The organism is Amycolatopsis sp. NPDC006131, assembly GCF_040614175.1.
GTDB lineage: Bacteria > Actinomycetota > Actinomycetes > Mycobacteriales > Pseudonocardiaceae > Amycolatopsis_E > Amycolatopsis_E tucumanensis.
The window spans coordinates 1-11,560 of the sequence record NZ_JBEXTX010000174.1 but is presented as its reverse complement, the minus strand read 5'-3'; the positions used below and the strand labels follow the sequence as shown (position 1 = coordinate 11,560).

At 72.5% G+C, this 11,560-nt stretch carries 12 protein-coding genes; 1 reads left to right on the top strand and 11 read right to left on the bottom strand.

Annotated elements, in window-relative coordinates; translation table 11 throughout:
* Window positions 1-343: 343 nt before the first annotated feature.
* The 11 genes from tyrS to ABZ215_RS41605 form a co-directional block, all read right to left on the bottom strand.
* Entirely contained in the window at window positions 344-1,618 is a 1,275-nt protein-coding gene (gene tyrS, locus ABZ215_RS41655; RefSeq protein WP_027930652.1) for a tyrosine--tRNA ligase, read from the bottom strand.
* Window positions 1,619-1,648: 30 nt separating this feature from the next.
* Window positions 1,649-2,272: a DNA-3-methyladenine glycosylase gene (locus ABZ215_RS41650; protein ID WP_354956323.1), complete on the bottom strand. Its 624-nt coding sequence runs from the start codon at window positions 2,270-2,272 to the stop codon at window positions 1,649-1,651.
* Complete coding sequence (locus ABZ215_RS41645) at window positions 2,269-2,880, bottom strand: VOC family protein (RefSeq protein ID WP_354956322.1); 612 nt, start codon at window positions 2,878-2,880, stop codon at window positions 2,269-2,271. The genes ABZ215_RS41650 and ABZ215_RS41645 overlap by 4 nt, the downstream gene beginning before the upstream one ends.
* Entirely contained in the window at window positions 2,877-4,295 is a 1,419-nt protein-coding gene (argH, locus tag ABZ215_RS41640; RefSeq protein ID WP_020420429.1) for an argininosuccinate lyase, read from the bottom strand. The genes ABZ215_RS41645 and argH overlap by 4 nt, the downstream gene beginning before the upstream one ends.
* A 20-nt stretch (window positions 4,296-4,315) precedes the next feature.
* Entirely contained in the window at window positions 4,316-4,819 is a 504-nt protein-coding gene (locus ABZ215_RS41635; protein ID WP_020420428.1) for an arginine repressor, read from the bottom strand.
* A complete protein-coding gene (gene argF, locus ABZ215_RS41630; protein ID WP_020420427.1) occupies window positions 4,816-5,751 on the bottom strand; it encodes an ornithine carbamoyltransferase in 936 nt (311 codons plus the stop codon). Before argF ends, ABZ215_RS41635 begins: the two co-directional genes overlap by 4 nt.
* Window positions 5,752-5,758: 7 nt before the next feature.
* Window positions 5,759-6,958 carry an acetylornithine transaminase gene (locus ABZ215_RS41625; RefSeq protein ID WP_354710843.1) on the bottom strand — a complete coding sequence of 400 codons (1,200 nt, stop codon included), beginning with the start codon at window positions 6,956-6,958 and terminating at the stop codon, window positions 5,759-5,761.
* A complete protein-coding gene (gene argB, locus ABZ215_RS41620; protein ID WP_017981990.1) occupies window positions 6,958-7,872 on the bottom strand; it encodes an acetylglutamate kinase in 915 nt (304 codons plus the stop codon). The genes ABZ215_RS41625 and argB overlap by 1 nt, the downstream gene beginning before the upstream one ends.
* Window positions 7,869-9,029, bottom strand: a complete 1,161-nt coding sequence (gene argJ, locus ABZ215_RS41615; protein WP_020420425.1) for a bifunctional glutamate N-acetyltransferase/amino-acid acetyltransferase ArgJ — start codon at window positions 9,027-9,029, stop codon at window positions 7,869-7,871. Before argJ ends, argB begins: the two co-directional genes overlap by 4 nt.
* On the bottom strand, window positions 9,026-10,054 hold the full coding sequence (gene argC / locus ABZ215_RS41610; protein WP_020420424.1) for an N-acetyl-gamma-glutamyl-phosphate reductase: 1,029 nt from the start codon (window positions 10,052-10,054) through the stop codon (window positions 9,026-9,028). The genes argJ and argC overlap by 4 nt, the downstream gene beginning before the upstream one ends.
* 149 nt (window positions 10,055-10,203) lie before the next feature.
* Window positions 10,204-10,704 (bottom strand): helix-turn-helix domain containing protein, encoded by a 501-nt coding sequence (locus ABZ215_RS41605; protein ID WP_354956321.1) that lies wholly within the window; start codon window positions 10,702-10,704, stop codon window positions 10,204-10,206.
* Between the two features lie 126 nt (window positions 10,705-10,830).
* Between ABZ215_RS41605 and ABZ215_RS41600 the strand changes: the two genes are divergently transcribed.
* Window positions 10,831-11,382 (top strand): DUF4240 domain-containing protein, encoded by a 552-nt coding sequence (locus ABZ215_RS41600; protein WP_354956319.1) that lies wholly within the window; start codon window positions 10,831-10,833, stop codon window positions 11,380-11,382.
* The last annotated feature ends 178 nt before the right edge of the window (window positions 11,383-11,560 follow it).

Sequence of the window (11,560 nt, the reverse complement as noted above, 5' to 3'; positions counted from 1 at the left end):
GCTATACATGATAGCCTCAAAGGAACCCACAAAGGGTTCTAGCTAATCAACTGGCTTTAGCTCATCAATACACTGTTGAGTTCTCAAACAACACGTTTCGTTGTGTCACCCGACGACCCCTCCAGCGCGCGAAGTCTCGCGACTCCAATTTCGCTGTGGTTTCGTCCGGCGGCGGTCACCCACTCTACCACCATCGGTGGGAGCTTGGTTCGTGACCCCCCGCCTGGTACCCCGCGCTCCTGGGCCTCTCGGCCCCGGCCCGGTCTCCCTGGCGACGAAGAGAACTTTACATGGTCGGAAACCCCCCTCGAACAGGGGGGTCCCTTAACCGCGTTTGCCCTGGTCAGGCCAGCAATTTGACCCCGGCGGTGTTCCGCTTGCCGCGGCGGACCACGAGCCACGTCCCGTGCAGGGCGTCCCCGAGCTCCGGCCGCCACTCCTCGTCGGCGATCTTCGCGTTGTTCACGTACGCGCCGCCCTCCTTCACGGTGCGGCGGGCAGCGCCCTTGCTGTCCACGAGACCCGTGGCCACGAGGAGGTCGACGATCGTCGGCTCGTCCGCGAGCCGCACCTCGCCCACCGGCACCTCGGCCATGACCGCGTCGAGCGTGCGGGCGTCCAGCTCCGCCAGCTCACCGCGGCCGAACAGCGCCTGGCTCGCGGCGATGACCTGGCGCGTCTGGTCCTCCCCGTGCACCAGCGTCGTCAGCTCCTCGGCGAGCCGGCGCTGGCCGGCCCGCAGGTGCGGCTTCTCCTCCGTGAGCCGCGCGATCTCGTCGATCTCCTCGCGCGGCACGAAGGTCAGCATGCGCAGGTAGGGCAGGACGTCGGAGTCCGCGACGTTCACGAAGTACTGGAACCACGCGTACGGCGAGGTCATCTCCGGGTCGAGCCACAGGTTCCCGCCGCCGGTGGACTTGCCGAACTTGCGGCCCTCCGAGTCGGTGACCAGCGGCGTGGTCAGCGCGTGCACGCTCGCGCCGTCGACCTTGCGGATGTAGTCCACGCCGCCGACGATGTTGCCCCACTGGTCGGAGCCGCCGATCTGCAGCTTCGTCCCGTACTTCCGGAACAGCGTCAGGTAGTCGTAGGACTGCAGGAGCAGGTAGCTGAACTCGGTGTAGGAGATGCCGTCGGAGGCCAGGCGCCGCTTCACCGTCTCCCGCGCCAGCATCACGTTCACCGAGAAGTGCTTGCCGACGTCGCGCAGGAAGTCCAGCGCCGACACGTCCTTGAACCAGTTCAGGTTGTTCTCCACGATCGCCCCGGTCGGCGAGTCGTCGAAGGTCACGAACTTCTCCAGCTGCACCCGGATCTTCTCCAGCCGGGCGGCGGTCACCTCGGGCGTGACCAGCGAGCGCTCGCCGACGTCCCGCGGGTCGCCGATCTGGCCGGTCGCTCCCCCGCCGAGCACGATCGGCCGGTGGCCCGCCTGCTGGAACCGGGCGAGCGTCAGCAGCTGGACGAGGTGGCCGGCGTGCAGGCTTTCCGCGGTCGGGTCGAAGCCGCCATAGAGGGTGAGCGGACCGGCGTCCAGGTCCTTCCGCAGCGCGTCGATGTCGGTGGACTGCGCGATCAGCCCGCGCCAGGACAGTTCGTCGAGGATGTGTTCGCTCACGGCTCGATACTCTCCTACGAGGTCAACCGACTATTTGGCGGGGCGGGCCCGTCCGCCGCGCCGGTAGAGCGACACGGCCGGGGAGTCGTCGATCCAGAACCGCCATGGGGTGTCCATCGCCGCCGCCACCCCGACCCGCGGGCCGGACCGGACGCGCTCGGCGGGGATCTCCTCCCCTGTCAGCAGGCGCACCGGCGACTGCGGGTCCACCAGGTCGGCGCCGTTGTGCTGCGGGCCGATGCCGAGCGCGGACGTCAGCCGCGCCGGCCCGCGGGCCAGCTCGACGTCCTTGCGCGCGGCCTTGCGCCGGGATCGGGCCAGGTGCGCGCCGTCGGTGATCTCGGCGGCGCGCAACAGCACCGCTCCCGCCTCGCCGTCCTCCCGGCCGACCACGTTGGCGCAGAAGTGCATGCCGTAGACGAAGTACACGTACAGGTGACCCGCCGGGCCCCACATGACCGTGTTGCGCGCGGTGCGCCCGCGGTAGCAGTGCGACGCGGGGTCGTCCTCCCCGCGGTAGGCCTCCACCTCGACCAGCCGCGCGCGGACGGTGCCTTCGGAGCCCGTGCACTCCAGCACCGAGCCGAGCAGGACGTGGGCCAGGTCGACCGGGTCGATCGCCAGCTCCTCGCGTTTGAACAGGCGTCCGGTCATCGCAGCACCACCTCGCCACCGGGCGTGGCGAGCACCGCTTCCAGCCGCGGGGCCGGGCCGGTGACGACCGTCAGCGCGGCCTCCACCGCGGCGAGCGGGCCCGCGACGAGGCCCGGATCGGGGTGGACGCCGGTCAGCGACACCAGCGATGCGCCCTCGGGCAGGCTCTCGCTCGGGTGCGGCGAGTCCTGCCAGTCGATCAGGAACGGCACCACTTCCCCGTCCTGCACTGGGAAAGCCAGCGACCAGCTCAGCAGCACGCCGTCCGGCCGCCGTCGCGACATCGGCCGCGCGTCGCCGAACGGGTAGCCGGCAGCCCGCGACCGCTCCAGCGCCGCGGCCAGGTCCGGCACCCGGATCGCCCAGGCGACCAGCCGGGGGCCGGACAGGTCGTCGATGCCGAACCAGCGCGGCCCGTCCGGCGCCTCCTGCTCCGGGTCGGGGCCGATGACCTCCAGGTAGGCCCCGTCGCCGACCCCGGTCAGGTGGTTGCGCGTGCCGCGCCCCGGGTGCGGGCCGCCGGGCATGACGTCGATCCCGCGCCCGCGCAGCTCCGCCACCGTCCCGGCGAGGTCCGGTGTCGCGTAGACGAGGTGGTCGAGGTTCACCCGATCCACTGCCGGTGGTCGGCGACCCGCGCAACGAGCCGCTCCAGCTGTTCCGCCACGCGCGCCGGGGCGGTGCCGCCGCGGGCATCGCGGGAGGCCACCGAGCCCTCCACGGTCAGCACCTCCCGCACCCGCGGGGTGAGCGCCGGGCTGATCTTCTCCAGCTCCTCGTCGGTGAGCTCGTCCAGGCCGGCGCCGCGCGCCTCGGCCACCCGCACGCACTCCCCCGCCGCTTCGTGCGCGACGCGGAACGGCACGCCTTGCCGCACCAGCCACTCGGCGATGTCGGTGGCGAGGGTGAAGCCGGCCGGGGCGAGCTCGGCCAGGCGCCCGGTGTGGAAGGTCAGGGTGCCGACCATCCCGGCGATGGCCGGGAACAGCAGCTCCAGCTGCTCGACCGAGTCGAAGACCGGTTCCTTGTCCTCCTGCAGGTCCCGGTTGTAGGCCAGTGGCATGCCCTTGAGCGTGGCGAGCAGGCCGGTCAGGTTGCCGATCAGCCGTCCGGACTTGCCGCGCGTCAGCTCGGCGACGTCGGGGTTCTTCTTCTGCGGCATGATCGAACTGCCGGTGGCCCAGGCGTCGTCGAGCGTCACGTAGCCGAACTCGGCGGTGTTCCAGATGATGACCTCTTCGGCGATGCGGGAGAGGTTCACGCCCAGCATGGCCAGCACGAACGCGAACTCGGCGGCGAAGTCGCGGGACGCGGTGCCGTCGATCGAGTTGTCCACGCTGGTGGCGAAGCCCAGCTCGGCGGCGACGGCCTCCGGGTCGAGCCCGAGCGACGACCCGGCCAGCGCGCCCGAACCGTAGGGCGACTCGGCCGTGCGGGCGTCCCAGTCGCGCAGCCGGCTCACGTCGCGCAGCAGCGACTGCGCGTGCGCGAGCAGGTGGTGCGCCAGCAGCACCGGCTGGGCGTGCTGGAGGTGGGTGCGGCCCGGCAGGATCGCGTCCGGGTGGCGGCGCGCCTGGGCGACCAGTGCGTCCACGACGTCCAGCGTGCCGGCCGCGACGCGCTTGCCCGCGTCGCGCAGCCACATCCGGAACAGCGTGGCGACCTGGTCGTTGCGGGACCGGCCGGCACGCAGCTTGCCGCCCAGTTCGGCGCCCGCGCGCTCGATGAGGCCGCGCTCCAGGGCGGTGTGCACGTCCTCGTCGGCGACCGTCGGCGTGAACTCACCCGAGGCGACGTCCGCGGCGAGCGCGTCCAGGGCGGCGAGCATCCGGGTCAGCTCGTCCTCGGTGAGGAGCCCGGCCCGGTGCAGCACCCGGGCGTGGGCCCGGGAACCGGCGATGTCGTAGGGCGCCAGCCGCCAGTCGAAGTGGGTCGACGCGCTCAGCGCCGCCATCGCCTCGGCCGGTCCGCTGCTGAAGCGCCCGCCCCAGAGCGCGATCCCCGGTTGGCCGTTGTCTGCCATGTGTTCGTCTCAGCCTTCGCTCATCCGTCGTCGTGCAAGTCCAAAGTAGAGGAACGCCGCGCCAGCGCCGAGAACCGGTCGGCCAGGTCCCGGCCGGTGAGCGGCTCCCTGGCGATCACCGCGACGGTGTCGTCGCCCGCGATCGACCCGACCACCTCCTCCAGCGCGGCCCGGTCGATCGCGCTGGCCAGGAACTGCGCCGCGCCCGGCGGCGTGCGCAGCACCGTCAGGTTCCCGGACGCGTCCACCGACACCATCAGCTCCGCCAGCAGCCGCGACAGCCGCGACGTCCCGCCCTGGACCCCGCGCACCGGGCTGCCGTCCTCGGGGATCACGTACACCGGCGCGCCGGAGTCCGCGCCCCGCAGCTTGACCGCGCCCAGCTCGTCGAGGTCCCTGGACAACGTAGCCTGCGTGACCTCGACGCCCTCCGCCGCCAGCAGCTTCGCCAGCTCGGTCTGGCTGCGGATGGCCATCGACGAGACCAGCTCGACGATGCGGGCCTGCCGGGCGGCGCGGTTCATCGTCGCGAAGCCTCCTGCTCCAGGAGCCAGACCAGCAGCGCCTTCTGCGCGTGCAGGCGGTTCTCGGCCTCGTCCCACACTGCGCTGGCCGGGCCGTCGATCACCTCGTCGGTGATCTCCCAGCCGCGGTGGGCGGGCAGGCAGTGCAGCACGATCGCGTCGTCCCCGGCCTCGGCCAGCAGCTCGGTGTTGACCTGCAGCTTCTTGAACGGGGTGACCCGGTCCATGCCGTCGTTCTCCTGGCCCATCGAGGTCCAGGTGTCGGTGACCAGCACGTCGGCGCCCTCGACCGCGGCGTGCGGCTCGGTGAACAGGCCGACGCTGCCGCCGGTCTCCGCCGCCCGCTTCTTGGCGTCGGTCACCACGTCGGCGTCCGGCTGGAAGCCCTCCGGCGCCACGACCCGCACGTGCAGGCCCGCGGTGACCCCGCCGAGCAGCAGCGAGTGGGCCATGTTGTTGGCGCCGTCGCCGAGGTAGGTGAGCGTGAGGCCGGCCAGCCTGCCCTTGCGCTCGCGGATGGTCTGCAGGTCCGCCAGCACCTGGCACGGGTGGAACTCGTCGGTGAGGGCGTTGACCACCGGGACCGTGGCGGCCGAGGCCATCGCCACGATGCGCTGCTGGGCGAAGGTGCGCCAGACGACGGCGTCGACGTAGCGGGAGAGCACCCGCGCGGTGTCCTCGATCGTCTCCTCGCGGCCGAGCTGCATCGAGCGGCCGTCCACGATGATCGGGTGGCCGCCCAGCTGGGCGATGCCGACCTCGAACGACAGCCGGGTCCGGGTCGAGTTCTTCTCGAACAGCACGGCCACCGACTTCGGGCCGGCCAGTGCCCGGTTGGACAGCGGGTCCTTCTTCAGCTCGGCGGCCAGGTCGAGGACGGCCAGCTGTTCGTCCGGGGTCAGGTCGTCGTCGCGCAGGAAGTGGCGGAGCATCGGGCAGTCAGTCCTTCGTGGTGGTGGTGTCGAGCGCGCCGGGCAGCGCGGCGAGGAAGCCCTCGGCCTGCTCCTGGCTCAGGATCAGGGGCGGGGCCAGCCGGATCGTGTCGGGAGCGACCGGGTTGACCAGGTAGCCCGCGGCCTGCGCGGCCTGGGCGACGGCGGGCGAGACGGGCTCGCCGAGCGTGATGCCGATCAGCAGGCCGGCGCCGCGCACGCCCTTGACCAGCGGGTGGGCCATCTCCTCGACGCCGGCGGCGATGTCCTTGCCCACGCGGGAGACGTGGTCGATCAGGCCGTCGCGGGAGATCGCGCGCAGCACCGCGAGCCCGGCCGCGCAGCAGACCGGGTTGCCGCCGAACGTGGTGCCGTGCTGGCCGGGCTTGAACAACTCGCCCGCCTCGCCGACGCCGATCACCGCGCCCAGCGGCAGGCCGCCGCCGAGGCCCTTGGCCAGGGTGATGACGTCGGGGGTGATCCCGGCCCGTTGGAAGGCGAACCAGTCGCCGGTGCGGCCGATGCCGGTCTGCACCTCGTCGAGCACCAGCAGGGCGCCGGCAGCCTTCGTGATCTCGCGCGCGGCCTGCAGGTAGCCGTCGGGCGCGGGGATGACACCGCCCTCGCCGAGGATCGGCTCGAGGAACACCGCGGCGGTCTCGGTGTCGACGGCCGCGCGCAGAGCGTCCACGTCGCCGAACGGGACGTGCACCACGCCCGGGACCAGCGGCTCGAACGGCTGCTTCTTGCCGGGCTGGCCGGTCAGCGACAGCGAGCCCATCGTGCGGCCGTGGAAGGCGCCCTCGCAGGCGACGACCTTGGTGCGGCCGGTGAGCCTGCTGATCTTCAGCGCGGCCTCGTTGGCCTCCGCGCCGGAGTTGACGAACAGGACCTTGCCCTGCCCGGTCAGGCCGGCGACGTCGAGCAGCGCCTCGGCCAGCTCGACGGTCACCGGGTTGACGTAGAGGTTGGAGGTGTGGCCCAGCTTGGTGATCTGCTCGGTCACCGCGGCCACGATGTCCGGGTGGGCGTGCCCCAGCGCGTTGACCGCGATGCCGCCGACCAGGTCGACGTACTCGGCCCCGTCGGCGTCCCAGACGCGGGCGCCCTCGCCGCGCACCAGGGTGAGGCCGGGGGTGCCGTAGTTGTCCATGAGCGCGGACTGCCAGTGCTGCCTGCCGTCCGCGTTGGAGGAGAGTGCGTCCATCAGGACTCCTGTTCGGGGAGGACCATGGTGCCGATCCCGCGCGAGGTGAACACCTCGAGCAGGACCGAGTGGGCGATGCGGCCGTCGATGACGTGGGCACGGCGGGTGCCGCCGCGGACCGCGCGCACGCAGGCCTCCATCTTCGGGATCATGCCGCTGGCCAGGGTCGGGAGCAGTTCTTCGAGCCGGTCCACGCGAATCCGGTCGATCAGCGACGAGCGGTCCGGCCAGTTCGCGTAGAGGCCCTCGACGTCGGTCAGCACGACCAGCTTCTCGGCGTCCAGCGCGGCGGCGAGCGCGCCCGCCGCAGTATCGGCGTTGACGTTGTGCACCACGCCGTCGGCGTCGGGGGCCACTGTGGACACCACGGGGATGCGGCCCGCGTTGACGATGTCCAGCACCGCGTCCGGGTTGACCGAGGCGACCTCGCCGACCAGGCCGACGTCGACGGACTCGCCGTTCACGGTGGCCTGCTTGCGTTCGGCGGTGAACAGCTGCGCGTCCTCACCGGAGATGCCGACCGCGTACGGGCCGTGGGCGTTGATGAGCCCGACCAGCTCGCGGCTCACCTGCCCGACCAGGACCATGCGGACGATGTCCATCGTCTCCGGGGTGGTGACGCGCAGGCCACCGCGGAACTCGCCTTCGATGCCGAGCCTGCTCAGCATGGCGGTGATCTGGGGGCCGCCGCCGTGCACGACGACCGGGCGCAGGCCGGCCAGCCGCAGGAACACCATGTCCTGGGCGAACGCGCGCTTGAGCTCGTCGTCGATCATCGCGTTGCCGCCGTACTTGACGACGACGGTGGCGCCGTGGAACCGCTGCAGCCACGGCAGGGCCTCGATCAGCACGCCGGCCTTCTCTGCCGCGGTGGCCATCCGGTCGTCGGCCGCGACCAGTTCGGGAGGAGTCATGAGGAGTAGGCGCTGTTCTCTTCGACGTAGGCGTGCGACAGGTCGGTGGTGAAGATCGTGGCCGTGCTGGCGCCGACGCCCAGGTCGATCACGATCTCGATGGCACGGCCGGACAGGTCCGCGGCGGAGCGGTCGGCCGCCGTGGTGCCGTTCGCGAACAACGTGACGCCGTTGATGCTGATCGACAGCGTGCCCGGGTCGATCTCGGCCTGGGCACGCCCGACGGCCATCGCGACGCGGCCCCAGTTCGGGTCCGAGCCGAACAACGCGGTCTTGACCAGGTTGTCCTCGGCGACGGTGCGTCCGACGTTGATCGCGTCCTGCTCGCTGGCCGCGCCGCGCACGACGACGTCGACCTCCTTCGTGACGCCCTCGGAGTCCGCGCGCAGCTGCTGGACGAGGTCCATGCAGGCGGCGGTGAGGACGTCGGTGAACTCGTCGAGGCCCGGCGTGACGCCGCTGGCCCCGGAGGCGAGCACGAGGACGGTGTCGTTGGTGGACGTGCCGCCGTCGACGTCGAGGCGGTCGAAGGTGACGCGGGTGGCGGCCCGCAGCGCGGCGTCGAGCGCGTCCGGGTCGACGACCGCGTCGGTGGTGAGGACGGACAGCATCGTGGCCAGGTTCGGGGCGAGCATGCCCGCGCCCTTGGCGAAACCGCCGACGCTCCAGCCGCCGTCGTGGCTCCGCAGCGTCTGCTTCGGCTTGGTGTCCGTGGTCATCACGGCGGTCGCGGCGGCCAGCGCCGATTCGCTCGTGGTGTCCAGCGCCTTGACCGCGGCGTCCACACCGGACAGCACGGCGGGCATCGGCAGCCGCTCGCCGATCAGGCCGGTCGAGCACACCGCGACGTCGATCGCGCCGACCTCCAGCAGTTCGGCGACCTTCTCGGCGGTGGCGTGGGTGTCCTGGAAGCCGCCGGGCCCGGTGGCCGCGTTCGCGCCGCCGGAGTTGAGGACGACCGCGCGCAACCGCTTGTGCCGCAGCACTTCCTGGGACCACAGCACCGGCGCCGCCTTGACGACGTTGCGGGTGAAGACCCCCGCCGCCGCCTGCTCGGGCCCGTCGTTGACGACGAGCGCGAGGTCCAGGGCGCCGGATGCCTTGATCCCGGCGGCCACGCCTGCGGCGCGGAACCCCTTGGGTCCGGTCACGGTCACGGTGCGACTCCTACTGTCGGAAGGCCGGTGGTCTCGGGGAGACCGAGTGCGATGTTCATGGACTGGATGGCGCCGCCCGCGGTGCCCTTGGTCAGGTTGTCGATCGCGGCCACGACGACCAGGCGGCCCGCGTCGGCGTCCACCGCGACCTGCAGCTGCACGTTGTTCGAGCCCAGCGTCGCCGAGGTGACCGGCCAGCTGCCCTCGGGCAGGACCTGTACGAACGGCTCGGCCTGGTAGGCCTTCTCGTACACCGCGCGCGCCGCCGCCGTGTCGGTCTCGCCCGCCAGCGGCGCGCTCGCCGTGGTGAGGATGCCGCGCGGCATCGGCGCGAGGACCGGCGTGAACGACACGGTCACCGGCACGCCGGCCACCGAGGTCAGGTTCTGCGCGAACTCGGGCGTGTGCCGGTGCGCGCCGCCGACGCCGTACGCGCTCGCCGAGCCCATCACCTCGGAACCGAGCAGGTGCGGCTTGAGGCTCTTGCCCGCGCCGGACGTGCCCGTCACGGCCGTGATGGTCACCTCCGGCCGCACCAGGCCCGCCGCCAGCGCGGGAGCCAGCGCGAGCGTGCCCCCGGTCGGGAAGCAGCCCGGCACGGCGATCCGCTTGGCGCCGGCCAGCTTCTCGCGCGCGCCCGGCAACTCGGGCAGGCCGTAGGGCCAGGTCCCGGCGTGGTCGCCGCCGTACCAGCGCTGCCAGTCGGCCGCGCTGGTCAGGCGGTGGTCGGCGCCCAGGTCGACGACCAGCACGTCGGGCCCGAGCTGGGCCGCGATCTCCGCTGAATGACCATGCGGCAGCGCGAGGAAGACCACGTCGTGGCCCCCCAGCGTCTCCGCGCTGGTCTCCTGCAGGATCCGCCCGGCCAGCGGGACCAGGTGGGGCTGGTGCTGACCCAGCGGTGTGCCCGCGCTGCTCGCCGCCGTCACCGCACCGATTTCGACCTCGGGGTGCGCCAGCAGCAGGCGGAGGGCTTCCCCGCCCGCGTACCCGCTCGCCCCGGCCACCGCGACCTTCACCGTCATACGTATGATTATGCATCGCGGCGGAAGATCAATCAAACGAGTTCCGGCAGGGTCACACCGGCCGGGGCTGCGGCGTCAGCGCTCAGCGGGCATCGTCACCTCCGGAATCCGGCCGTCGGGCCCACGCGACAGCGGGTGAGGCGTCCCGCTCAGGCCGCATCTCCACTCCCCTCCGGCGCTGGACGCATGCTGGGCGGATCCGGCAGGTACTCGCCGCGGCGTTCCGGGTCGCACCCCACCCGCGGCAGGCGCGCCCGGATGCCGCCGGGACTGCGGGCGAGCTCCCGGGCGATGTCCGCGACGCTCTCCCCCGCGATCCACCGTCGCTCGAGTTCCGCGTCGAGCTCCGGTGTCCACGGCTTGCCCTGACCTGCCGGCCGGTCGCGGCCTCTTCGGCCACCCGGATCGGCCAGCGCCGCGTGGTGCCGCAGGGTCTCCGACAGCACCGAGCCGAGTGTCGCCGCCGCACCGGCGGTGACCTCGATCTGGCCGTCGGCCACCGGCTCGCCCTCGGCGCCGGCGGCGCCGACCCTGATCACGAGACGGTCGGCGAGCGTGTCACGGCCGCCGCCCGGCAGCGCGGTGACCTCGATGGAGAAGGTGGTGTTACCTGCCCGGAGAGTGCTCCGGTGCTCTTCGATGATGTTCATGCCCGGCACGCTAGCGACCCTCACCGACAGTTTTCGGTCACCAAGCGTCGCCGGGTGGTCGCGAGCCGAAATTGTCGTACCCCGGTCCTAACGTTGTTCACCTCATCGCGGACCACTGGGGGAGACATGAGGGAACACCAGTTCTGGCGGCTGGTCGCCGGGCGCACCGTCGCCGAGATCGGCGAGCTGCTGCGCGGGCGCCCGGCGCTGGAGGTCATCCGGTTCCACCACCACTTCCGGCGCCTGCACCTGCGGGCCTGCCGGTGGGACGTGTGGACGGCGTTCGGCCTGGTCCTCGGCGGCGCCGGGACCGGTCAGCTGCGGGACGGCGTGTGCTGGCTGGTGCTGCGGGGGCGGCGCGCGTACCACCGGGCGCTGGTGGACCCGGACGTGCTGGCGAGCTTCCCGGCCGACCCGCTGGAGATCACCCGATCCGGCGAACTCGCCGGCCTCGCGCTCCGGCTGCTGGCCCCGCCGGGGACCGGCGAGGTGGCAGCGGCGTGCCGGGAGGCTCTCGCGTCGGTCCTGGGTGCGGCCGGTCTTCAGGGGTTGCCACCCGGCGAGCGGCCCGCGCTCGACGCCGCCACGCTCGCGCGCTGCTACCCGCGGCTCACGGCGCGGTACGGGCTCGTGGCCGAGCCGATCCGCGGGCTCACACCGGTGAGGACGAGCCGATGACCAGGCATGAGCCGCGCGGTGTCGGCCGCGTGGACGGGCGGTCAGAAACGCACCGCGGCAAGCAGGGCGTCCCGCAGCTCGGTTGGCTGCTCGGGCCCGGCACGGGCGCCGGGCGCGCCTTCCGGCATCGGCTCGGGCAGTGGCTCGCGGACGGCGTCCGGGCCGTTGCCCTGCCGGC

Excerpts from the sequence above, each read along its gene's own strand:
- argB (WP_017981990.1), bottom strand. The coding sequence starts at position 7,872 with ATGACTCCTCCCGAACTGGTCGCGGCCGACGACCGGATGGCCACCGCG.
- ABZ215_RS41635 (WP_020420428.1), bottom strand. The coding sequence starts at position 4,819 with ATGAACCGCGCCGCCCGGCAGGCCCGCATCGTCGAGCTGGTCTCGTCG.
- ABZ215_RS41625 (WP_354710843.1), bottom strand. The coding sequence starts at position 6,958 with ATGGACGCACTCTCCTCCAACGCGGACGGCAGGCAGCACTGGCAGTCC.
- ABZ215_RS41600 (WP_354956319.1), top strand. The coding sequence starts at position 10,831 with ATGAGGGAACACCAGTTCTGGCGGCTGGTCGCCGGGCGCACCGTCGCC.
- ABZ215_RS41650 (WP_354956323.1), bottom strand. The coding sequence starts at position 2,272 with ATGACCGGACGCCTGTTCAAACGCGAGGAGCTGGCGATCGACCCGGTC.
- argH (WP_020420429.1), bottom strand. The coding sequence starts at position 4,295 with ATGGCAGACAACGGCCAACCGGGGATCGCGCTCTGGGGCGGGCGCTTC.
- argC (WP_020420424.1), bottom strand. The coding sequence starts at position 10,054 with ATGACGGTGAAGGTCGCGGTGGCCGGGGCGAGCGGGTACGCGGGCGGG.
- ABZ215_RS41605 (WP_354956321.1), bottom strand. The coding sequence starts at position 10,704 with ATGAACATCATCGAAGAGCACCGGAGCACTCTCCGGGCAGGTAACACC.
- argF (WP_020420427.1), bottom strand. The coding sequence starts at position 5,751 with ATGCTCCGCCACTTCCTGCGCGACGACGACCTGACCCCGGACGAACAG.